The organism is Lysobacter sp. S4-A87 (genome assembly GCF_022637455.1).
Lineage (GTDB): Bacteria > Pseudomonadota > Gammaproteobacteria > Xanthomonadales > Xanthomonadaceae > Lysobacter_J.
Window position 1 is genome coordinate 2513918 of record NZ_CP093341.1, and the last position, 21105, is coordinate 2535022.

The 21105-nt window shown below is 68.2% G+C and carries 20 protein-coding genes; 5 read left to right on the plus strand and 15 right to left on the minus strand.

Going from position 1 to position 21105, the window contains the following annotated elements; translation table 11 throughout:
• Window position 1: 1 nt before the first annotated feature.
• The 8 genes from MNR01_RS11295 to glyQ form a co-directional block, all read right to left on the minus strand.
• Window positions 2-217, minus strand: a complete 216-nt coding sequence (locus MNR01_RS11295) for a DUF4287 domain-containing protein (RefSeq protein WP_241917902.1) — start codon at window positions 215-217, stop codon at window positions 2-4.
• Complete coding sequence (locus MNR01_RS11300; protein ID WP_241917903.1) at window positions 196-996, minus strand: CPBP family intramembrane glutamic endopeptidase; 801 nt, start codon at window positions 994-996, stop codon at window positions 196-198. The genes MNR01_RS11295 and MNR01_RS11300 overlap by 22 nt, the downstream gene beginning before the upstream one ends.
• Before the next feature lie 133 nt (window positions 997-1129).
• Window positions 1130-1642, minus strand: a complete 513-nt coding sequence (locus MNR01_RS11305; RefSeq protein WP_241917904.1) for a GNAT family N-acetyltransferase — start codon at window positions 1640-1642, stop codon at window positions 1130-1132.
• A 69-nt stretch (window positions 1643-1711) separates the two neighbouring features.
• The gene (locus tag MNR01_RS11310) at window positions 1712-2422 is read right to left on the minus strand and encodes an SIMPL domain-containing protein (protein WP_241917905.1); all 711 of its coding nucleotides are present in this window, start codon (window positions 2420-2422) and stop codon (window positions 1712-1714) included.
• Window positions 2423-2462: 40 nt separating this feature from the next.
• Window positions 2463-6359: a translocation/assembly module TamB domain-containing protein gene (locus MNR01_RS11315; protein ID WP_241917906.1), complete on the minus strand. Its 3897-nt coding sequence runs from the start codon at window positions 6357-6359 to the stop codon at window positions 2463-2465.
• Window positions 6360-6366: 7 nt separating this feature from the next.
• Window positions 6367-8163, minus strand: a complete 1797-nt coding sequence (locus tag MNR01_RS11320) for an autotransporter assembly complex family protein (protein ID WP_241917907.1) — start codon at window positions 8161-8163, stop codon at window positions 6367-6369.
• A gap of 80 nt (window positions 8164-8243) precedes the next feature.
• Window positions 8244-10310 (minus strand): glycine--tRNA ligase subunit beta, encoded by a 2067-nt coding sequence (gene glyS / locus MNR01_RS11325; protein WP_241917908.1) that lies wholly within the window; start codon window positions 10308-10310, stop codon window positions 8244-8246.
• 22 nt (window positions 10311-10332) lie between these two features.
• Window positions 10333-11256: a glycine--tRNA ligase subunit alpha gene (gene glyQ / locus MNR01_RS11330; protein ID WP_241917909.1), complete on the minus strand. Its 924-nt coding sequence runs from the start codon at window positions 11254-11256 to the stop codon at window positions 10333-10335.
• Between the two features lie 138 nt (window positions 11257-11394).
• Between glyQ and MNR01_RS11335 the strand changes: the two genes are divergently transcribed.
• Both MNR01_RS11335 and MNR01_RS11340 read left to right on the plus strand, forming a co-directional pair.
• Window positions 11395-12132: a glutamine amidotransferase gene (locus MNR01_RS11335; RefSeq protein WP_256451841.1), complete on the plus strand. Its 738-nt coding sequence runs from the start codon at window positions 11395-11397 to the stop codon at window positions 12130-12132.
• Window positions 12133-12196: 64 nt separating this feature from the next.
• Window positions 12197-13042 (plus strand): BPSS1780 family membrane protein, encoded by an 846-nt coding sequence (locus MNR01_RS11340; protein ID WP_241917910.1) that lies wholly within the window; start codon window positions 12197-12199, stop codon window positions 13040-13042.
• A 116-nt stretch (window positions 13043-13158) separates the two neighbouring features.
• On the opposite strand, the gene tatC is transcribed toward MNR01_RS11340, so the two are convergent.
• From tatC to MNR01_RS11360, 4 genes are all read right to left on the minus strand, one after another.
• Window positions 13159-13935, minus strand: a complete 777-nt coding sequence (tatC, locus tag MNR01_RS11345) for a twin-arginine translocase subunit TatC (RefSeq protein ID WP_241917911.1) — start codon at window positions 13933-13935, stop codon at window positions 13159-13161.
• Window positions 13932-14396 (minus strand): Sec-independent protein translocase protein TatB, encoded by a 465-nt coding sequence (tatB, locus tag MNR01_RS11350; RefSeq protein WP_241917912.1) that lies wholly within the window; start codon window positions 14394-14396, stop codon window positions 13932-13934. Before tatB ends, tatC begins: the two co-directional genes overlap by 4 nt.
• Window positions 14397-14430: 34 nt before the next feature.
• Window positions 14431-14667, minus strand: coding sequence for a Sec-independent protein translocase subunit TatA (tatA, locus tag MNR01_RS11355; protein WP_241917913.1), 237 nt, complete (start codon window positions 14665-14667; stop codon window positions 14431-14433).
• A 103-nt stretch (window positions 14668-14770) separates the two neighbouring features.
• Entirely contained in the window at window positions 14771-15643 is an 873-nt protein-coding gene (locus MNR01_RS11360) for a lipid-binding SYLF domain-containing protein (RefSeq protein WP_241920596.1), read from the minus strand.
• A 328-nt stretch (window positions 15644-15971) separates the two neighbouring features.
• Here MNR01_RS11360 and hemH point away from each other — a divergent pair, with 328 nt between their 5' ends.
• The gene (hemH, locus tag MNR01_RS11365) at window positions 15972-16997 is read left to right on the plus strand and encodes a ferrochelatase (protein ID WP_241917914.1); all 1026 of its coding nucleotides are present in this window, start codon (window positions 15972-15974) and stop codon (window positions 16995-16997) included.
• A gap of 14 nt (window positions 16998-17011) precedes the next feature.
• Window positions 17012-17881 carry an alpha/beta hydrolase gene (locus MNR01_RS11370; protein ID WP_241917915.1) on the plus strand — a complete coding sequence of 290 codons (870 nt, stop codon included), beginning with the start codon at window positions 17012-17014 and terminating at the stop codon, window positions 17879-17881.
• 22 nt (window positions 17882-17903) lie between these two features.
• Here the strand turns inward: MNR01_RS11370 and MNR01_RS11375 are convergent, their stop codons facing one another.
• From MNR01_RS11375 to ttcA, 3 genes are all read right to left on the minus strand, one after another.
• Entirely contained in the window at window positions 17904-18704 is an 801-nt protein-coding gene (locus tag MNR01_RS11375; RefSeq protein WP_241917916.1) for a SprT family zinc-dependent metalloprotease, read from the minus strand.
• 159 nt (window positions 18705-18863) lie between these two features.
• Window positions 18864-19769: a recombination-associated protein RdgC gene (locus MNR01_RS11380; RefSeq protein ID WP_241917917.1), complete on the minus strand. Its 906-nt coding sequence runs from the start codon at window positions 19767-19769 to the stop codon at window positions 18864-18866.
• Window positions 19770-19904: 135 nt separating this feature from the next.
• Window positions 19905-20810: a tRNA 2-thiocytidine(32) synthetase TtcA gene (ttcA, locus tag MNR01_RS11385; protein WP_241917918.1), complete on the minus strand. Its 906-nt coding sequence runs from the start codon at window positions 20808-20810 to the stop codon at window positions 19905-19907.
• A gap of 82 nt (window positions 20811-20892) precedes the next feature.
• Here ttcA and MNR01_RS11390 point away from each other — a divergent pair, with 82 nt between their 5' ends.
• Window positions 20893-21102, plus strand: a complete 210-nt coding sequence (locus tag MNR01_RS11390) for a YdcH family protein (protein ID WP_241917919.1) — start codon at window positions 20893-20895, stop codon at window positions 21100-21102.
• Window positions 21103-21105 lie beyond the last annotated feature (3 nt).

Below are 21105 nucleotides of genomic sequence, written 5' to 3' on the forward strand. Positions count from 1 at the left end.
GCTAGGCCGCGCTCCGGGCGCGGTGATAGGCAACCAAGGCATTTGCATGCCCATGCCCAATCCCGTGCTCCGACTTGAGACAGGCCACAGCCTCCATGTGCTTCTGGTCCTTCATGGAGTCCAGGAGCTTCAGCCAGTGGCTGATCGGTTTCCCGTATGTCTTTTCAATCGACGGGAAATACGACGCCGGGCCCCTCACCTTCTGATCTGCTGCCATGCACATATCCTTTTGTGTGTGGAGAACTGGATGACGAAAAAGATCGCGTAGAACAACGCAATGCTGGCGCCGGTATCTCCGGCCACGGTGTCCCAAAGGCCTGCGCGCGATCCCGGTACGGTCAGTGCCAGTGCCGGAACGGCGAACTGCAGCAGGAAATTGTGGCTGGCATGGGCAAGCGTCGGCACCAGGACCGATCCCGAGCGCATCCGCAGCTCGCTCAGGACGAAGCTCATCGCGACGATTCCAACGCAATAGATCGCGGCCATGAGCAGGGCGTTGTCGACCTGGTAGAAGCCACCGAAGGCTATCAGCGGAAAATGCCACAGCGCCCAGACGAGGCCGCACACCAGATACGGATGGCGGACACCGCCGGCGATCAGCTTGGGTAACAGGAAACCGCGCCATCCGAGCTCTTCCCCGAGCGCACCGACAAGCCCCATGGCCAGTAGGGGCAGCAGTAGCGGGCTCAACTGCGACCACTGCTGCGGTGTGACCAGCGCGAAGTGGCGAATGTCGAGGGACGTCGCGGTCAACCCGACCAGCAGCGCGACCGCAAGCGGGATTGCGACGGCCTGCAGCCACGCTCCCGGGTTGCCGGACGTCAGGCCGATATCGTCAAAGCCAGAACGCAGGACAACACGCAGCGCGATCGAGACGGCACCGGGAATCCACATCAGCGCGACCAGCCACATCGGCCCGAAATGGCGGACGCCACCGTTGCCGATCAGGAACGCATCGAAACCCCAGCTGATCGCCAGCACGGCGGCAACGAACACCAGACACTGCTTTCGTGGGCTGACCATCCCCAACGTCCCCCGTCAGTCGGCATCCTGCGGCACCTTGCCGCGTCGTCCCGCCGACCACGCCCGGACACTATCGCGGCGGCAGGGCCGCCGCCAGTCGCGATGGTCAGGCTTCCAGCGCGTACAGTTTCAGCTGCTCGGCATCGGCACCCAGCTGCACCATCTCGCGATAGCGCAGGCCGATGCGCTCCAGCACCTTGATCGAGGCCTCGTTGCCGGGCGCCACGATCGCCAGCAGCTGCGGCATCGCCAGCGCTCGCAGCGCGTGGTCGCGCACGGCCTGGCAGGCCTCCACCGCATAACCACGGCCCCAGTAACGCGGCAGGAACGCATAGCCGATGTCGGCCGCCGGCAGGGTGTCGCGCCGGATCAGGCCGCAGGTGCCGACCGGGATGCCCGAGTCCTTCAGTTCCACCAGCCACAGGCCGTAGCCGTTGCGGGCATAGCTGTCGCCCGGGCTGGTGCGGATGTAGTTGAGCGCGCTGTCGAGATCGCTGACCCCACGGTCGCCGATGTTCTCCAGGAACGAAGGGTCGGTCAGCAGTTCCAGGATGAACGGCGCGTCGAGTTCGGTGATCTCGCGCAGGTTGAGCCGTTCGGTCTGCAGGATGAGGGCCATCAATCACCAGTCCTTTGCGCGCCGGCACCAGCATGGCGCCGGCATGGCGCCGATTCTAGCCGTTTGCCCTCAGCGCTTGAGTTCGAATACGGCCTGGATCGACTCGCGGTACTCGACTTCCGGCTGCAGGTAACGCCCCTTGGCGCGGGTGCCCGTCACCATGATGGAGTTGAGCGTGGTGGACTCGTTGTAGCGGAACCCCTCGTGCAACTGCACGGACAGGCTGTTGACGCTGTAGACCGGACCGAGCTGGGCATTGAACGAGGTTGCGAGTTCACCCGCGCGCTGACGGGCGTCGTCGACGGCCTTGCGCTTGGCATCGTCGCGCAGGGTCTTGGCCTGGCTCGAGGTGAAATCGACGTCGCCGATTCCGCTTGCGCCGGCATCCAGGCCGAAGTCCAGCAAGTCGTTGAGGCGGGTCAGGTCGTTGAGCACGATGGTCACGTTGCGCTCGGCAAGAAAGCCGTTGGATACCGGCTTGCCGTTGTCGTTGTAATCGATGTCTTCCGATGCGGTCAGATCGGAGGCGCGGATGTTGTCGGCGGCGATCGGAAAGCCCTTCAGGCCATCAAGGAGGTTGTTCACCGCCGAGTCGACCTGCTGCTTGGCGGGAAGCGGTCGCGGAGCGCGCCTGGAGAAATCGAAACGGATGCGCGCCGAGTCGGGCTTGGCCGAGACCTTGCCCTCGCCGGTGACCACCAGGTGCGGCCCATCCGGCAGGGGCGTCCCGGCCAGTGCCAACGTCGGAACAAGCAGCAGTGCCAGCAGTGTCGAGCGCATCGTCGTCCTCCCCCGGGAGTGGGCAGGCTAGCACGACGCGCTACTTCTCCTTGCGCCAGTTCAACGACGCCCGGTTCTCCAGCGTGCTCGATTCGATCTGCACGTCGAAGCCCTTGCGCAGCAGGTACTTCAACATCACCACCTGGCCGGTGCCGAGCAGCGACACGCCGTAGCCGACGTACAGGCGCGGGGAGATGTTCTTGCCGAAGCCGAGCACGCTGCCGCCGAGCGCCCGGCTGTCGCTGACGCCGGCGTCGTCGAGGCCGAGCTTGGCGCCCAGCTGCGAAGCGATCAGGCTGCCGCCGGCCGACAGCGCGGCGCTGGCAGCATTGAGCTGCTTGCTTTCATCGGTACTGGCACTGGCCAGCGGGCGGCCGAGGGTCAGGTAAGCCAACGCCTCGGACTGCGAACTGGCCGGATCCGACCAGACGTTGGCGGTCGGCGCGCTGGCGCGGCCGCGGATGTCGACACCGGCGGTCACGTCGCCGACGATGCGTTCGGCGCGGATATTGAGGATCGGATCGGAGACCGGACCGTTCGACCACGACAGTTCGCCGCGGGTGATGTCCAGCTTCTGCCCGTACGCCTTGTACTGGCCCTGCACCTTCAGCTGGCCGCTCGCGGTCATCTCGCGGCCGGGGTGCGAGCGCACGCGCATCTTGCCGCCAAGCGCACCGTCGAGGCCGAAGCCGTTGAGCCGCACGTCGTCGCCCAGCGCCAGGGTCAGGTCGAGTTCGAGCGGTGTGTCCCCGGTGTCTTCGGGGTCCTCGGGATCGAGCACGACGACATCGGGCGATGCCGACACGCCCTGGTCGAGTCGCTCCAGGTCGATCCTGGCCGACGGCACGGTCACCGTGCCGGTGACCTGCAGCGGCTGCCGGGCGGCATAGCGCACCTGGATGTCGGGGCTGGCGACGGCGTGCAGGTCGCGCGTGTCCGACACCAGCACGTTCTCGCCGCGCAGGGTCAGCGTCAGCGGCGCGTCCATGTTTTGCCAGTTGAGCGAACCGTCGACGTTGAGGATGCCTTCGCCCGAGCGCACCTGGCCATCGATGCGTGCGCTGCCATCGGGCAGGGCGTCGAGGCGGACGTCGCCACCCTCCAGCACGATCGCCAGCGACGGCAGCTCGGTGGTGAACTGCGACAGCCGCGCCTGCCCGCCCAGCTGCGGACGCGCGCGCGTACCGGCCAGGGTGATGCGTGCATCGAGCCGACCCTTGGGCTCGACGATGTCCGGCGAAAACAGCTCCATCCACACCAGCTCGTCGGTGTTGACCGACACCTCGCCGGCGATCGGCGCGAAGTCGTCCCAGCCGGTGGTGATGCGTGCGTCGATGTGGCCGCCGCTGTTGAACGCCGTGGTCAGTTCGGCATTGATGCGCTTGGGATCGAACGTCGCGTTCAGCACGAGGTTGTCGTAGCTGAGCATCTCGCGGCGCGCGCGTTCGCTGTTCTTCAGGCCACCACCGGCCGAGCGCACGTTGAACTGCCCGCGCCAGGCGTTGCCGACCGGACGCAGCTGGCCGTCGAGCGAGATCTCGCCGCGCAGCAGCCACGGCCGGCGCTCCTCGCGTTCCGGCAGATAGGGCACCAGCAGGCTCAGCGGCAGCGCATGGCCGCGCACGTCGAGGCCGCGCCGCGGCCAGTCGGCACTGGCGCACAGCGAGCCGCCGCCGCTGGAAGCGAAGCAGCTGTTGCTCAACGCGCCATTGCGGCCATCCCAGCGGAAGCGTGCGGCCTGCTGCAGGCGCCAGGATGCACCCTTGGCCGGCGCCAGCTGGAACGTGGCCAGTGCGCCTTCCCAGGTCGTGCCGCGCTTGCTGGCATTGCCCGACAACTCGAGCGTGCCGATGTCGCCGCGCGCCTGCGCCTGCAGTTGCAACGCCTCGACGGCGCCGCGTGCATCGACGGTGAGCGAGGACAGCGGCAGGCCGGCGTCGAGCCCACTGGCGCGCACCGCGATCGCGCCGTTGCCGCGTTGCCACGGCAGCCGGCCCTTGGCGCTGAACGAATCGGCGCGGTAGTCGCCGTACTTCAGGCCGCTGCCGGTAAGGTCGGCGACCACGTCAGGCGCGGTGCGCGGGCCACTGAGCTTGAGCGTCCCGCGCAGCGTGCCGGCGCCATCGGGCAGCAGGTCGCTGAGCACGAGTGGCGAGAATCTGGCATCGACGTCGAGGTTGCTGGCGACCTTGCCCTTGGCGTCGATGCGGCTGCCGCCGAGCGAAAGCGCGACATCGCCTTCGTAGGCGGTCTCGCCGCCGGCCGTGCCGGCACCGTGCATGGCGAACCGGCCCTTACCCTTCAGCGGCCGGTTGCGCAGGCGACCGCCCAGGTCGGTCGCGTCGACGCCGACCTCGAGTCCTCCGTCGTCGCGCGTGCTGCCCTTGGTCGCCAGTTGCCCGTTGATCGAGCCCTTCCAGTCCGGTGCGAAGTAGCCAGGATCGAAACCGGCGAGGCGGGCGTTGATCTCCCAGCCGAGCGCCGGTGCCCAGGCCACGCTGCCACTGCCATCGAGGCTGCCGCTGGGCATGGTGGCCTTGAGCGTCTTGAGCAGCATGCGTTCGTCGTTGCCGCGACCGTCGAACTGCACCAGCGCCTTCTCGCCATCGCGACTGAGCGTTGCGTTGCCGATTGCCGCCCACGCCTTGAGCGTGCCGGCGAAGCCGAGGTCGGCATCGGCACCGATCATCGGTGACGCTTCGGCCGCGCCGCCGGCCGTCTGCGCCGTGCCCTTTTCGCCGCCCCATTGCAGTTCGCGCGCATTGACGGCGAAGCGGAAGCTGGCGTTCTCCGGATCCTTGAAATCGGCATGGCCGCGCAGCGTCACCGAGCCATCGAAGATGCGCAATGCCAGCGGCTGCACGTCGAGCACCTGGTTCTCCAGCCGCACTTTCGACGGCAGCACGGTGGCAACCAGGTCGCCCTGGCGGAACTCCCCGCGCAGGTTGGCATTGCCACCGACGCCGTCGGCGCTGAAGCTGCCGATCAGCAGCTGGTCGTCGTCGCGCTTCTCGGCGGCCGTGACCAGGCCCAGGTCGAGGCCCTCGGCGTCGAGCACCACCTGCCAGCGCGGGTCGTCCTTGCCTCGCAGCACCAGGCTCGCATGCAGCGGCGCCGGCACGTGGCCGGCGATGGCGACGTTCATGCGCGACAGATCGCCGCGCGCGACCAGGCCGATGCGTGCCGGCGTGCGGCCGTCGGCAGCGGCCAGCAGGCCGCTGGCGGTGAGGTTGGTGCGGTAGTCCTCGCGCGGCACGTAGTCGCCGTTGAGGTTGAAGCGACCGTAGCTGCTGTCGACGTACAGCCGTTCGACGTGCAGCTTGCCCTGCTGCGCATCCAGGCCCGTGCGCAGCGTGCGGATGTCGACCAGCTCCTTGCCTTCCTGGGTGACCAGGAAACGGTCGACGCGCACGTCGTCGGCCTGCAGTTCCAGTGGCGGTGCGATCTCGGGCAGCACTTCCGGCCAGCGCGGCAGTTCGAACGGCTCGTCGCTCTTGGGCAGCTCCAGGTGTGCGTTGGCGATCTGCAGCGCATCCAGGCGCAGGCGCTTGCGGATCAGCGGCCGGATCGCCGGATCGATGTGCACGCGATCCGCGGTGAAGACGATGCGGTCATAGGTGAAGCGCACGCCGTTCATCGTCAGCGGGCCCGACAACGGGCCGTCGACCGAGCGCCACGACAGCGCCGCGTTCTCCGGCAGCCGCGAAACGATCTGCGCCAGCAACAGGTCGCGACCGCCAATGGTGGTCAGCAGCCAGTAGACGAAGCCGGCCAGCAGCAGCGTCAGCACGCCTGCAAGCACGCTCGCCCTGACGGCCAGCCAGCGCAGCCGCGCCCGGCGCCGCTTGCGCAGCTCGGCGATGCGCTCCTCGTGCGGGTCGGGAGGCGTTTGGCCAGGAGGCGTCTGGCCGGAACCCTGCGGTGTCTGCTCGCTCATGGCCACCTCACCAGTCTGCGCCGATGTTGAGGTAGATCTCGTAATCGGAGTCCGGGTCGTTCAGGCCGTGTGCGATGTCGAACCGCACCGGCCCCACCGGCGACTTCCAGCGTGCGCCGAAGCCTACGCCGGTGTGGATGTCGGGCGTGTCGTCGAAGGCGTCGCCGGCATCGACGAAGCCGGCCGCGCCCCAGGTGTCGTTGAAGTAATGCTCGAATTCGACCGAGCCGGTGAGCACGTTCTTGGCGCCCAGCGCGTACTTCTTGCCGTCGCTGCCAATGGTTGACGGGCCGACTTCGCGGAACGCATAACCGCGGATGCTGCGATCGCCACCGGCAAAGAAGCGCAGGCTCGGCGGCATGTCGACCAGCGCGTTGGTGAACGTGCCACCGGCTTCGGCGCGCACGATCAGGCGATTGCTCGCGCCCATGCCGTGGTACCAGCGCCCTACGCCCCAGGTCTGCAGGAAGTTGGCGTCGGAGCCGACGCCCTCCACGCCGCCGCGTACCTCCACGGTGATGCCGATGCCCTTGCGCGGGAAGATGCGGTCGTCGGCATCGATGTAGTCCGCGCGCAGCGACGGATACAGGAACGTGGCGTTGCGGTACTGCACCGGCGTGGTGTCGTCGCCGTCGTCGTCGGAAACGTAGGCCCAGCGCTCGCGCAGCGCATGGATCGAAGCCACGGCGTTGAGGCGGCGACTGACCTGGCCGCTGCGGCTGGCGACCAGCTCGACCTTGCGCGTGTCGATGTAATCGCTCTGCTCGTCGTAGTACTGGGCACTGAAGGTGTACCAGCCGTCGAGCCAGGCGAAGGCGGGAATGCGGTACTGCACCGTCGCGGTCTTGCGCTCTTCCGCCCAGTCGATCTGGCCCAGTGCCTTGTGGCCGCGATCGTTGACGTAACGGCGTTCCATCCCCAGCCGCACGCCCGCGCCGGTGTCGGTGCCGTAGCTGACACCGGCGGTGTAGACGGTGCGCTTGGCCGGCGTCAGGGTCACGAGCACCGGCACTTCGTTGTCGACGGCCTTGTCGGGGTCGGGCTCGATCTCGATGGACGAGAAATAGTCCAGCCGCGCCAGCGATTCGCGGAAGCGGTCGAGCTTGCCCTGGTGGTAGTAGCTGCCCTGTTCCCAGTACACGAGGTTGTCGAGCAGGCTGTCGCGGATGATGCGATGCGGCGTCTGCACGAACGTGATCGGGCCCATGTCGTAGCGGCCGCCACTGGTCCAGACCAGGTCGATGTCGGCGGCGTGCTGCGCGCGCGTGACCTCGACCCTGCGCGAGCTGAAATCGGCGTCGAAATAGCCGCGCTCGGCCAGTCGCCGGGTGATCTTGGTCTTGCTGGCTTCGTACTGTGAATGGTCGAAGACATCGCCGGTCTGCGGCTTGAAGGCGGCCAGGTCTTCCTTCAGGTACCGGTCCTCGCTGCCCTCGCCGATGATGGCGATGTCGGCGCGGCGCACGCGCACCGGCTCGTCCAGGGTCACGGTCACGATGACCCTGGTGTTGTCGCCGCTGCCCTCGCGCGTGACCTCGATCTTCGGCGAGTAGTAACCGAACGGTTCCAGCGCCTCGCGCGTTTCGTCATCGGCCTCGCGGACCAGATAGCCCAGGCGCCGCCCGGACAGGTCCTTGCCGATCGCCTGCACCAGCGACAACGCGCCATGCACGTTCAGCGTTTCCGCCTCGTCCAGGCCACGGATGTCGACCGCCGTGACTTTCGCCGCCTGGGCGGTCCCGGCTGTGGCGATCGTCAACACGGCGGTGGCCAACAGACGTTCGAGCCAGGAAAGGGGGCGCATCAATGCAGGATAACCGGGCTTCATCCGTCAGCCAGTGAACAATCCGTGAGCCAGCCGCGACGCTGCGGCCGTGATCTGGGTTACATCGACAGGTGCTCGATCGCAGCCACGCTGCCCAGCCGCTCGGACAGTCGCTTGAGCAGGGCCAGGCGGTTGTTGCGGATGCGCGCGTCGTCGACGTTCACCATCACGCCGTCGAAGAACGCATCGACCTGCGGGCGCAGGCGCGCCAGGCGGCCGAGCACGGCCACGTAGTCGCGCCCGTCGAGCAGCGGGTCGGTATCGGCCACTGCGCTGTCGACCGCTTCGCCCAGCTCGCGCTCGGCGGGCTCGACGAACAGTGCGGCATCGATCGCGTCCGGCACCGCGCCCTCGACCTTGCGCAGGATGTTGCGGATGCGCTTGTTGGCCGCGGCCAGTGCCTCGGCTTCGGGCAGCTTGGCGAACTCGCCGATCGCGCTGAGGCGGCGGTCGAAGTCCGGCAGCGAATCGTGGGCGACGTTCTCGACCGCGTCGAACTGCGTGCCCGCCACGCCGCGGTCGGCGTAATATCCGCGCAGGCGGTCGTAGACGAAATGGGTGATGTCGTAGCTGCCGATGTCCTTGGCCGAGGCCGGCTGCAGCGACAGCGCGCGCTCGACCAGGTCGTGCAGCACCACGTCGTGGCCGCCTTCGAGCAGCGTGCGCGCCAGGCCCAGCGCATTGCGCCGCAACGCGAACGGGTCCTTGTTGCCGGTCGGCTTCAGGCCCGCGGCGAAACCGCCCGCCAGCGTGTCCAGGCGCTCGGCAATGGCCAGCACCTGGCCCAGCCGGCTCGGCGCGATCGCATCACCGGCGAAGCGCGGCATGTAGGCCTCGTCGAGGGCGTGGGCGACTTCCAGCGGGTGGTTCTCGACCGCGGCGTAGTAGCGGCCGGCAATGCCCTGCAGTTCCGGGAACTCGCCGACCAGGCGCGACTGCAGGTCGGCCTTGGCCAGCAGCGCGGCTTCGCGTGCCTGCTGCGGGTCGACACCGACCTGCGCGGCAACCGCTTCGGCCAGCGTCGCCACGCGCGCGACCTTGTCGGCGATCGTGCCCAGCTTGTCCTGGTACTTGACCGTCTTCAGGCCGTCGTTCATCGCCGACAGGCCCTGCTTCATGTCCTCGACGAAGAAGAACTTCGCGTCGGCGAAGCGCGGACGGATCACGCGCTCATAGCCCTTGCGCACTTCGCTCTCGTCGCGCGACTCGATGTTGGCGATGCCGATGAAGTGCTCGCTGAGCTTGCCTTCGGCGTCGAGCACCGGGAAGAACTTCTGGTTGGTTTCCATGGTCGCGATCAGCGCTTCCTGCGGCACCGCCAGGAACTGCCGCTCGAAACTGCACGACACCGCCCTGGGCCACTCGGTGAGGCCGTTGACCTCCTCGAGGATGCCGCTGTCGATGCGCGCGCTGCCGCCGGCCGCGGTCGCTGCGGCGTTGACCTCGAGCACGATGCGCTCGCGGCGCTCGTCCGGATCGACCAGCACCTTGGCACTGCGCAGGAACTCGACGTAGTCGCCCGGCGTGCTGAACCACACCGGCTTGTCGTGCATGAAACGATGGCCTCGGCTCATGCGGTCGCTGCGCACACCGAAGATCTGCGCGTCGACCACGTCCTTGCCGTGCAGCAGCACCAGCCAGTGCACGGGGCGGGCGAAGCCATAGTCGTGGTCGCCCCAGCGCATCGGCTTGGGGATCGGCATGGCAGCAACGGCTTCGCGCAGGATCTCCGGCAGCAGCTCGCTGGTGCGCGCACCGGCCTTGACGGCGCGGTGGACGAAGCGCTCTCCCTTGCCGTCGCTGGTCTTCTCCAGCGCGGTCCAGTCGATGGCGGCCTTGGCCGCGAAACCCTGCAGCGCCTTGGTCGGCTGGCCGTCGGCATCGAGGGCGATGTTGAGGTACGGGCCGAGCACCTCGGACTTCTGTTCCGGCTGTTCGTCGGCGACGCCGGGCAGCAGTACCGCCAGGCGGCGCGGCGAGTACAGCGGCTTGGACTCACCACGGGCGAAGGCGACGCCGCGCTTGCGCAGGCCATCGATCACGCCGTCGAAGAAGGCCTGGGCGAGGCCCGGCAACGCCTTGACGGGAAGTTCTTCGGTACCCAGTTCGATCAGCAGCGGTTTCATGTCGTCACGTTTCTCGTTCTTCTCACGCAGGCTGCTGCGTCTTCTTCAACACCGGGAAGCCAAGCTTCTCGCGCTGCGCGTAATACGCCTCGGCCACGCCCTGGGCGATGCGGCGCACGCGCAGGATGTAGCGCTGGCGCTCGGTCACGCTGATTGCGCGGCGCGCGTCGAGCAGGTTGAAACTGTGGCTGGCCTTGCAGACCTGGTCGTAGGCGGGCAATGGCAGGCCCAGCTCGATCAGCTTCTGCGCTTCGGCCTCGCAGGCGTCGAAACGGTGGAAAAGTTCGGCGACGTCGGCGTGCTCGAAGTTGTAGGCGCTCTGCTCGACTTCGTTCTGGTGGTAGACGTCGCCGTAGGTCACCGGCGTGCCGTCCGGCCCGTGCGTCCAGACCAGGTCGAAGACGTTGTCGACGTTCTGCAGGTACATGCACAGGCGCTCGAGACCGTAGGTGATCTCGCCCAGCACCGGCCGGCACTCCATGCCGCCGGCCTGCTGGAAGTAGGTGAACTGGGTCACCTCCATGCCATTGAGCCAGACCTCCCAGCCCAGGCCCCAGGCGCCGAGGGTCGGCGATTCCCAGTTGTCCTCGACCAGGCGCAGGTCATGCACCAGCGGATCCACGCCGAGCGCCTTGAGTGAGTCGAAGTACAGCTCGACGATGTTGTCGGGGCTGGGCTTCATCGCCACCTGGTACTGGTAGTAGCGCTGCAGGCGGTTGGGGTTCTCGCCGTAGCGGCCGTCGGTGGGACGGCGGCAGGGCTGCACGTAGGCCGCATTCCACGGCTCCGGGCCCAGCGAGCGCAGGAACGTGGCCGGGTGGAAGGTACCGGCGCCGACCTCCAGGTCGAGCGGCTGGATCAGCACGCAGCCCTGGTCCGCCCAGAAGGCGTTCAGTCGCTGAATCAACCCTTGGAAAGTCGGTGCCTGGAAGGTAGGTGCGGCCATGGTTCCCGATTGGCGTGCTGCAAAGCGCGCTAGTATAGCCACGGCCCTTGATGCCGCTGGATTTTTTGCCCTTCCGGACCTGCGCCAGGGCGCTTGCCGCCGGAAGTCGTTCCAAACCTTGCCTGTGTTGTCTGCACCGTGACCCATCGCCACAAGCGGCCTTTCCTGATCGTCGAAACCGGCCAGCCCGTCGCCTCGATGCGCCGTCATCGCGGCTTTCCTCACTGGATCCGCGTCGCCGCCGGCCTGGAGGCCGACGAGGCGGTGGTGGTCAACGTCGAAGGCGGCCAGGCGCTGCCGGGCCGTGAAGGTTTCGCCGGCACCATCATCACCGGCTCGGCGGCGATGGTCACCGAGCGCCGCGACTGGAGCGAGCGCAGCGCGCAGTGGTTGCGCGACGCCGCACAGGCGGGCATGCCGCTGTTTGGCATCTGCTACGGCCACCAGCTTCTGGCGCACGCGCTCGGCGGCGAAGTCGGCGACAACCCGGCCGGCCGCGAGATGGGCACGATAGGCCTGCAATTGCACCCGCACGCCGAGCAGGACCCGCTGTTCACCGGCCTGCCGGCACAGTTCGCCGCACAGGCCACGCACCTGCAGACGGTGCTTCGCGCGCCCGAAGGCGCGACCGTGCTGGCCCGTTCGCCGCAGGACGACTGCCACGCGTTCCGCTGGGGCGAGCGCACCTGGGGCGTGCAGTTCCATCCGGAGTTCAGCGCCACCCACATGCGTGGCTATGTCCAGGCACGGCAGGACGCGCTGCAGCGCGAGGGCCGCTGTGCCAAGGCGCTCGCGCGCGATGTCAGCGCCACGCCGCACGCGCGGCGGGTGCTGCGCCGGTTCGTCCGGCACGCGCGCAGCCTGCACGATCACTGAGTTGCCGCCGGTCCTGGCGACCGCGGCCCCGGATACAACGACGACCTTAATGGATAGGGACAGGATGACGCAGATTCGAAAAGTGCCCGCGAGTGCGGGCGCGGAATGGTTGCTCGGTGGCTTCGCGCTGCTGCGCAAGGCGCCGCTGGCGCTGGGGCTGCTCGGCGTGATCTGGGGCAGCCTGTCGGCGCTGGCCTCGATGAGCGGGCTGCTGTGGCTGAGCTTCCTGGTCGCCGTGCTGGGCCCGATGCTCTTCGGTGGCGTGATCTATGCCGCGCGCGAGGTCGACCTGGGCCGTAGCGCGCAACCGGCGCACCTGCTGCAGGGCCTGCATGGCGGGCGGATGCCGCGCCTGCTGGCGATGCTGCTGCCGCAGATCGCGGCGCTACTGGTGCTGGCGGTGCTGCTGGTGGCGATGATCGGAGGCGAGCAGCTCCAGCAGATCGCCCTGATCATGCAGCAGATGCAGGGCAACCCCGACCCGGAACTGGCCAGGGCGCTGCCGGCCGGACGCATCTTCGGCTGGCTGGTGCTGGCGCTGGTGATCGGCGTGGTCGCCGGTTTCTTCACCTTCGTCGCCATTCCCGACGTGATGTTCACCGAGCGCGGTGCGTTCTCGGCGATGTCGATCAGTTTCCGCGCCTGCCTGCGCAACATCGGTGCGTTGCTGGTGATGATGGTGCTGATGGTGATCGCGATGTTTGCCGTCAGCATCGCCATCAACCTGCTGATCGTGGTGATGGCGTTCTTGATCGGCCAGCAGGGCGCGTTTTTCATCGGCCAGCTGATACTGATGGCGGTGCTGATGCCGGTGATGGGCGGAACGATCTACTACGCCTGGCGCAACATGCTCGGCGAGGCGCCCCCGGCCATACCGGCGGCACCGGCTGCGGGCGGCATCGAGGTCTGACGCCAGGCTTCATCGGCGCAGGAAGCATGAAAAAGCCCCGCGTTTGCGGGGCTTTTTTGTTGGTGTTGCGGCGACCGCACCTCGATGGGGCCCCGGGTGCGCCTTGCTTACCCGGGCTACGGGGTGGGGTCGGTTTCGGGCTTGGGCGGGACCAGCCAGCGCGCTGCGATGATGCCGACCTCGTAGAGCAGGCACATCGGGATGGCCAGCATCAGCTGCGAGACCACGTCGGGCGGGGTGATGATCGCGGCGATCACGAACACGCCGACCACCGCGTAGCCACGCGATTCCCTCAGCTGCTGCGGCGTGACCCAGCCCAGCAGCACCAGGATCACCAGCGCCACCGGCAGCTCGAAGCTGGCGCCGAAGGCCAGGAAGATCACCAGGACGAAATCGAGGTACTTGCCGATGTCGGGCATCATCGCCACGACATCCGGGGTGAACCTGGCGAGGAAGCCGAACACCGACGGCAGCACCAGGAAGAAGGCGAACGCACAGCCGATGTAGAACAGCGCCACCGCCGACACCAGCAGCGGCACCGCCAGGCGCTTCTCGCGGTGGTACAGGCCCGGGGCGACGAACGCCCAGGCCTGATACAGCAGCCACGGCACCGAGATCAGCAGCGCGGCGAAGAAGGCCAGCTTGATCGGCACGAAGAAGCCGCCGGCAGGATCATTGGCGACCAGTTGCCCGCTTGCCGGCAGGTTCGCCAGCAGCGGCGCCGCCAGCAGGCCGTAGATATCGGCCGAGAACGGCATCAGCACCAGGAACACCGCGAGCAGGCCGACCACTGCGCGCAGCAGTCGCGCGCGCAGTTCGATCAGATGGTCGATCAGGCGCGGTTCGGCGCCGGCGTCGCTGTCGGCCTGCGCGTGTGCGGGGTCGTGGTTCATCGGCGCTCGGCCACGTCGTCAGGGGCCGGGGAGGTGGCTTGCCGGGTCGGAGCATCGAGCGCGGAGTCGGCATCGGCGTCGACGTGGGGCAAAGCCGGCACTTCGGCGTCGGCGACCGCCTCGCTGGCCGTGGCCGGGGCGCGCAACTCGGCGTCGATCTCGTCGACGCCGCGGCGCAGGGCATCGCCCTCGCGCTGGATGCGGTCGCGGGCCTCGTCCAGGCCGGACTTGAGCTCGTCGTGGGCTTCGCGCAGGGTCTGCTCGGTGTCGCGCAGGTTGCGCTTGAGCTCCTCGGCGGCCAGCTCGTGCTCGAGTTCGGACTTCACCGAGTACCACTGCGCGCGGGCGCGCCGCACCCACAGGCCGGCGAAGCGCGCTGCCTTGGGCAGGCGCTCGGGACCCAGCACGAGCAGTGCGACGATCGCGATGACGAACAGCTCGGAAAAGCCGATGTCGAACATGGCCGGCTACCGACGCAGGTCAGGGCACGCCGCGTCAGCGCGGCGTGCGGTCGTCTTGCTTGTTGGCCGTGTCGCTGGACTGCTGCCCGGCGTCGCGCGAATCATCGCGCAGCTGCGCGGAGGGCTTGTCGTCCTCGTCGTGCATGCCCTTCTTGAAGCCCTTCACCGCTTCGCCAAGGTCCTTGCCGACGTTGCCCAGGCGCTTGGTGCCAAACACCAGCACCACGATCACCAGCACGATCAGCCAGTGCCAAAGACTCAAACCGCCCATGAGTATGTCCGCAGGAAATGGATGCTCAGGATACCCCAGCGCCGTTGCCGACGTTGTTACCGGGGTGTGCGAAGTCCCGCCAGATCAGTGCCTGGCGACCCGTTCAGGGCAGCGGTTCGGCCTTGACCGGGCTTTCGACGGTCTCGAACTGGCTCGGCTTGGGCTGTGCAGGGCCCGACTGCGGCGCCTGGATCGGCGCTGTGGTGGCTGCAGGTGCCGCCGGCGTGACCGGGTGCGCTACGGGTGCCGGTGCGGTGCCGCGGGCGCGCGCGTCGGCGCTGGCATTGCTGCGTGCGGTGCGCGCGATCGAGCTGGCTTCCTCGAGGCGATCGCGGAAGTCGACCACCGCCGTCGACGGCTGGCCGTTGGCGCGGCCCTCGAAGATCATCCGCGGCGTGGTGTCGGCGCCATAGACGGCTTCGTTGGCGGCGTCGTCGATCGCCAGCACGGCGCCGTCGAGGGCGATGCCGGCAAACAGGCCGCGCGCACGCGACCACGACCAGATCTCGGCCTTGAGCTGGCCGTCGGTGGCGGTGGAGGCGTTGCGACCGACCGGGCCGGCGGCGACACCGGCATCGGCGCCGAGGGTGACCTTGCCGTTGACGATCGAATCCAGGCCGCGGTCGCTGCGGAACACCAGCACGATGTCGGCCGACTGCACGCCGGCCTGGAAGCCGATGCTGCCGCCGGTGAGCTTGACGAAGCTGGGGTTGGACCAGGTGCCGTCGGGGTTCTTCACCGACAGCAGGCCATGGCCGCGACGGCCGCCCAGGACCAGGCCGATCTTGAGCGAATCGGGCACGACGACAATGCCGCGTGCCTCGTCGAGCAGCTTGTCAGGAATGCCGGACTCGGGAATCTGCTGGATCTGCGTGAGCACGCGGACCGCGTCGACGGCACGCTGGTCCTCGGTCGGACCCGCCACCGCGGTCACGGCAAGGCTGAGGCTGAGCATCAGGACGGCGAGGCGCGGCAGGCGACGTGACGGCAGACGGGATGACATGGCGGACTCCAGGGGATGTGGACTCGACCGCCAACAGGGCAGTCGCTTCAGGCTAGTTATATGGCGATGAATCCTCACCGAATCAGCGCGAAAGTAAAAGCGACGCAAATGGCCCTGGGTCGCATAAGCTGAAAGATCCCGCGGAAGATCGACCATGGTTCCGCGTCGCTGCCGTCGCGCAGGACATTACCCTTTCGCGGCAGTGGCCGGGGTTCGAATCCCGCCCACGCGGGGGGGGGGATTGACCGCTTTTGCCGGCGCCACTCTCGGCAACCTCGTGGCCAGCTGTCATCCTATGCGGATGCAAGCCCCCGCCAGCATCGCCGTCGGTGACGACGCGCCTCCCGCAACCACCCCCGACACGGCGCTGGTCCTGGTCAACCTGGGCACGCCCGACGCCGCGACACCTGCGGCGGTGCGGCGCTACCTGGCCGAATTCCTCTCCGATCGCCGCGTCGTCGCCCTGCCGCGCGCGCTGTGGCTGCCGCTGCTGCACCTGGTGATCCTGCCGTTGCGCTCCACTCCGGTGGCGAAGAAGTACGCCAGCATCTGGGTGCCCGGCGACGATGGCGGCTCGCCGCTGGCGGTCTACACCCGCCGCCTGGCGAGGGTCGTGCAGGACGAACTGCCGCAGTTGCGCGTGATCGATGCGATGCGTTACGGCTCGCCTTCGCTGGCCGCGCGCCTGCAACAGCTGCGCGGCGAGGGCGTGCGCCGCGTGCTGGTGCTGCCGCTGTACCCGCAGTACTCCACCACCACCACCGCGTCGGTTGCCGACGTACTGGCCGCCGCCGGCAAAGGCCTGCAGACGCGGATGATCGACGACTACCACCTCGACCCGGGCTGGGTCGACACGGTGGCAACGTCCATTGCCGGGCACCGCGCCGCCAACGGCAGCGGCGAGCACCTGCTGTTCTCCTTCCACGGACTGCCGCAACGGCTGGTCGATGCCGGTGACCCCTACGCCAGCCAGTGCGAGGGCAGTGCGCGCGCAATCGCGCAGCGCCTGGGGCTGGCCGACGACGCGTGGACGCTGAGCTACCAGTCGCGTTTCGGCCGCGACCGCTGGCTCGAACCCAGCACCCAGGGCACCCTGCGCGCCCTGGCCGGTCGCGGCGTGCGCACCGTCGACGTGGTCGCGCCCGGGTTCCCGGTCGATTGCATCGAAACGCTGGAAGAAGTGGCGATGATGCTGGCGGAGGATTTCGCCGCGCAGTTCGCCGATCACGGCGGCACGCTGCGCTACATCCCGTGCCTGAATGACCGTCGCGACCACGCCCGCGTGCTGGCCGCCATCGCAAGGAATCGCCTCGAGGCCTGGCACTGATGCCCGCACACCCCATGCATGAATTCGAACTCGACACGCCGCTGGGCCGCATCGCCGGCCTGCGCGGCGGTCAATCCGGCGCGCCGCGCGTGCTGGCCCTGCACGGCTGGCTCGACAATGCGGCCAGCTTCGTGCCGCTGGCCGAGCACCTGCACGGCATCGATCTGGTTGCTCCGGACCTTCCGGGTCATGGCGCCAGCGCGCACCTGCCGCCGGGCGCGGACTACTCGTTCGCCGCGGCGGTCAATGCCGTGCTCGACGTGGCCGATGCGCTGGGCTGGGATCGCTTCGCACTGCTCGGCCATTCGATGGGCGCCGGCATCTCCAGCCTGGTTGCCGCGGCCTGTCCGCAGCGGGTGGAGCGGCTGGTGGCGATCGAGGCGCTGGGAGCGCTGGCGGAAGTGCCCGAGCGCACTGTCTCCCGCCTGCGCGATGCGGTCGCGGCGATGCGCGCGCTGCCGGGCAAGTCGTTGCGCGTATTCCCCGATCCGACGGTCGCGGCGCGTGCGCGCATGGTTGCCGGCGCCCAGGTCGGCAGCCGGCTGAGCGAATCGGCGTCGAAGCTGCTGGTCGAGCGCGGCGTGATGCCGGTCGAGGGCGGTTTCGTCTGGTCCAGCGACCCGCGCCTGACGCTGCCGTCGATGCAGCGCCTGACCGAGTCGCAGGTCCGCGACCTCGTCGCCGGCATCGAGTGCCCGACGCGGGTGATCTTCGCCAGTCCGGCACAGTCGTACCTGCCCGACGAGTTGCGGCGCGAGCGCGCCGGCTTGCTGCCGCGCGGCGAGTTGATCGTGCTGGAGGGCGGCCACCATCTGCACATGGAGGATCCGGCGCTGGTGGCGGCGGCGATCGGCGATTTCCTGACGGTGCCGCGCGACGGCTGAGCGGGCTGCGCGACTGCGCGGTCTACGCCGCCGCCTTCCCGCACAACGCCCGCAGTGTCGCCTTCAACTGCCGTCCTTCGCCGTGGAAGTACTCGCGCTCATCGCGCCAGTACGGGCAGCGCGCTTCCACCTCGCGCCAGAACGCGCGTGAATGGTCGGCGTGGATCAGGTGGCACAGCTCGTGCACGACCACGTACTCGAACGCGCTCGGCCGCGCCAGCACCAGAGACAGGTCCAGCGCCATCGAGCCATCGGGCGCCAGCGACCCCCACTGCGACGACATCATCTTGAACGTCACCCGCCGCGGTGCCCGCGGCAATGACGGCAGGTAGCGCGGCAGCCAGCGGCCGACGTCGGCGCGTGCCTGTGCTTCGTAGAAATCGCGGGCGGCGCGGCGGATCGCCAGGTCGCCGGCACGCGCCGGCAGGGTGAACACCAGCGATTCGCCGTTCGCCTCGACCCGGCTGAAGCGCCCCTGCTGCCACTGCAGCGGCAGCATCGCGCCACGCAGTGGCAGCTGGTCGGTGACGTCGCGCTCAAGCACCGGCACGCCGTCGATGCCATAGCGGTCCAGCTGCGTCGCCAGCCACAGCCTGTGCTCGGCGACGAAACGGTCGGCGGCGGCGATGCTGCAGCGGGTCGGCATCGTCAGGCGCGCACCGCGTTCATCGACCGACAACTTCAGTCGTCGTGAACGCGGATCACGCACGCGCTGCAGGGCGATCGTGCGGCCGTCATCCAGTTCGACCTCGAGCGTCTCTCGCTCGATCGTGCGTGGTTTCGGCGCGAGCAGGCGACCGAACATTCGAAACTGGGAAGGCATGGCGGACGGCTCGGTGGGGATACGAACGCGGCTGCTTGCGGACGCCGGCCCTGTAACAGGGCTCAGTGGTGGCCGCGGGCACGGCAAGGGTTGCATCCGATCATACGTGCTCGCGGCCGCCGCGGGTTTCGTCCCGATGACGGCCGCGCGCCAGCGCCGTCACAGCTCGGCGCGGGACAGCTTGAGTGCACCTTCGAGAACCGTGAACAGGCGCTTGAACTCGCCGGCCATCAGCACGAAGCGCGCATCGAGTTCGGCACGCAGGTCGTCGCGCTCGGTCGATTCGAGCTCGTCGACGGCGCCGTCGAGCAGCTTGAACTTGCGCACCACCAGGTCCTCGCCGAGCACGAACGAAACGTGGTCGTCGAGCGTCAGCGCCAGGCGCGTGACCTGCTTGCCCGACTCCAGGTGCTTGGCGATCTCGTCGCTCTGCAGCTCCATGCGCTGCACCTTGACCACGGCGCCCTGGTCGATCGGGTCGCGCAGTTCGCATTCGTCGCCCAGCGAGAGACCTTCGGGCATCTCCTCGCCGGCGACCCAGCCGGTCAGCACCGTGCGCGGCGCGATCTCGGCGTTGAGCGGCAGGGCGGGGAAGCTGCCGAGCGCGCGGCGGATCTCGCTGACCACGTTCTCGCCGCTCTTGCGGCTGGAGGTGTCGACGGCGACCACGCCGTGGCCGAGGTCGATCAGGGCATCGGTGCGGCTGGGCTTTACGAACGCGCGCGGCAGCAGGTCGGTGATCAGCTCGTCCTTGATGCGCTTGCGGGTGCGGCCGCCGGGCTTGCGGCCTTCCTTCTGCTCGATCTCGGCCAGCTTCTTGGCGAGCATGTCGTTGACGACCGAGCCGGGCAGGATCTTGTCCTCGCCACCGACGGCCAGCCAGGTGGCATCGCCGCGCGTGTGCGAGAGCTCGTCGCCGCCGCGGCCGAACGGGGAGATGAAGCCGCGGCTGGACAACTCCAGCGGGCCGACCGGCTTGAGCAGGCATTCGCCAAGGCCGGTGTTGAGTTCATCGAGTTTGGTGGTGGTGGGGAAACGGAACAGTGTCAGGTTGCGGAAGAACATCATGATTCCTGATGGGAATTATCGGCCGTCATTCCCGCGCATGGGGGAATCCAGGGACGTTGGCTGCTGGGCAGGCGAAGCAACGTGCATGGATCCCCGCCTTCGCGGGGACGACGGTGAGTGTTGTGCAAAGTATCAAGGTGCCGGCGTGTCGTCGCCTTGCGGTTCTCCCGCCAGCCACGCGCGCGCATCCGGCAACGGCGCGTCACCGCGCCGCCCGAGCGAGAGGAAATCGAACAGGTTCGGATCCGCCAGATGCGAAGGACGCAGGTCGCCCAGCGCGCGGGCGATGGTTTCGATGCGGCCGGGTGTCTCGCGTTCCCAGGCGTCCATCATCTTCTTGACCTGCTTGCGTTGCAGGTTCTCCTGCGAGCCGCACAGGTTGCAGGGGATGATGGGGAACTGCCTGGCTTGCGCGTAGGCGCTGATGTCGTCTTCGCGCACATAGACCAGCGGGCGGATGACCACGTGTTGGCCGTCGTCGGATAACAGCTTGGGCGGCATGCCGGCGAGCTTGGCGTGGAAGAACAGGTTCAGGAAGAACGTCGACAACAGGTCGTCGCGGTGGTGGCCGAGGGCGATCTTGGTGAAACCCTGCGCGGCGGCATGCGCGTACAGCGCGCCGCGACGCAGGCGCGAGCACAGCGAGCACATCGTCTTGCCTTCCGGCACCACGCGCGTGACCACCGAGTAGGTGTCCTGCTCGAGGACCGTGTACTGGACGCCGATCGACTCCAGGTACGACGGCAGCACGTGTTCGGGGAAGTCGGGCTGCTTCTGGTCGAGGTTGACCGCGACCAGTTCGAACTTCACCGGCGCCCTGGCCTGCAGCTGCAACAGGATGTCGAGCATCGTGTAGCTGTCCTTGCCGCCGGACAGGCACACCATCACCTTGTCGCCGTCCTCGATCATTCCGAAATCGGCGATCGCGCGACCGACCTGGTGGCGCAGGCGCTTGGCCAGCTTGTTGTTCTCGTGCGCGCGACGCTGGACCGCGCGCACGTGGGGTTTGGGCTCGAGAAGTGGCAGGACGGTGCTCATCGGTCGCCCATTCTACCGGCCATGGCAGATGCCATGAGAGCCAGCGGTGACGCCTGCAACGCGACCGCGTTAAGCTTCACGGATGATCGAAAGCGACGATCCCGCCGTCCTCGCACGCCAGCTCGCCGAGCTGCGTCTGGAGCACCGCGACCTGGACGTGGCGATCGAGCGCCTGGTGCGCCAGCCCGATGCCGACGAGTTGACGGTCAAGCGCCTGAAAAAGCGCAAGTTGTGGCTGAAAGACTGCATCTCGCGGCTGGAAAGCGCGCTGATTCCCGACGAACCGGCCTGAGGC

What these genes read in the sequence shown, in the direction of transcription:
- MNR01_RS11305 (WP_241917904.1), bottom strand. Translation starts at nt 1,642, where the DNA reads ATGGCCCTCATCCTGCAGACCGAACGGCTCAACCTGCGCGAGATCACC.
- glyS (WP_241917908.1), bottom strand. Translation starts at nt 10,310, where the DNA reads ATGAAACCGCTGCTGATCGAACTGGGTACCGAAGAACTTCCCGTCAAG.
- MNR01_RS11390 (WP_241917919.1), top strand. Translation starts at nt 20,893, where the DNA reads ATGATCGAAAGCGACGATCCCGCCGTCCTCGCACGCCAGCTCGCCGAG.
- glyQ (WP_241917909.1), bottom strand. Translation starts at nt 11,256, where the DNA reads ATGGCCGCACCTACCTTCCAGGCACCGACTTTCCAAGGGTTGATTCAG.
- MNR01_RS11370 (WP_241917915.1), top strand. Translation starts at nt 17,012, where the DNA reads ATGCATGAATTCGAACTCGACACGCCGCTGGGCCGCATCGCCGGCCTG.
- MNR01_RS11295 (WP_241917902.1), bottom strand. Translation starts at nt 217, where the DNA reads ATGGCAGCAGATCAGAAGGTGAGGGGCCCGGCGTCGTATTTCCCGTCG.
- MNR01_RS11380 (WP_241917917.1), bottom strand. Translation starts at nt 19,769, where the DNA reads ATGTTCTTCCGCAACCTGACACTGTTCCGTTTCCCCACCACCACCAAA.
- MNR01_RS11375 (WP_241917916.1), bottom strand. Translation starts at nt 18,704, where the DNA reads ATGCCTTCCCAGTTTCGAATGTTCGGTCGCCTGCTCGCGCCGAAACCA.
- MNR01_RS11310 (WP_241917905.1), bottom strand. Translation starts at nt 2,422, where the DNA reads ATGCGCTCGACACTGCTGGCACTGCTGCTTGTTCCGACGTTGGCACTG.
- tatC (WP_241917911.1), bottom strand. Translation starts at nt 13,935, where the DNA reads ATGAACCACGACCCCGCACACGCGCAGGCCGACAGCGACGCCGGCGCC.
- tatA (WP_241917913.1), bottom strand. Translation starts at nt 14,667, where the DNA reads ATGGGCGGTTTGAGTCTTTGGCACTGGCTGATCGTGCTGGTGATCGTG.
- ttcA (WP_241917918.1), bottom strand. Translation starts at nt 20,810, where the DNA reads ATGAGCACCGTCCTGCCACTTCTCGAGCCCAAACCCCACGTGCGCGCG.
- MNR01_RS11320 (WP_241917907.1), bottom strand. Translation starts at nt 8,163, where the DNA reads ATGCGCCCCCTTTCCTGGCTCGAACGTCTGTTGGCCACCGCCGTGTTG.
- MNR01_RS11315 (WP_241917906.1), bottom strand. Translation starts at nt 6,359, where the DNA reads ATGAGCGAGCAGACACCGCAGGGTTCCGGCCAGACGCCTCCTGGCCAA.
- tatB (WP_241917912.1), bottom strand. Translation starts at nt 14,396, where the DNA reads ATGTTCGACATCGGCTTTTCCGAGCTGTTCGTCATCGCGATCGTCGCA.
- MNR01_RS11340 (WP_241917910.1), top strand. Translation starts at nt 12,197, where the DNA reads ATGACGCAGATTCGAAAAGTGCCCGCGAGTGCGGGCGCGGAATGGTTG.
- hemH (WP_241917914.1), top strand. Translation starts at nt 15,972, where the DNA reads ATGCAAGCCCCCGCCAGCATCGCCGTCGGTGACGACGCGCCTCCCGCA.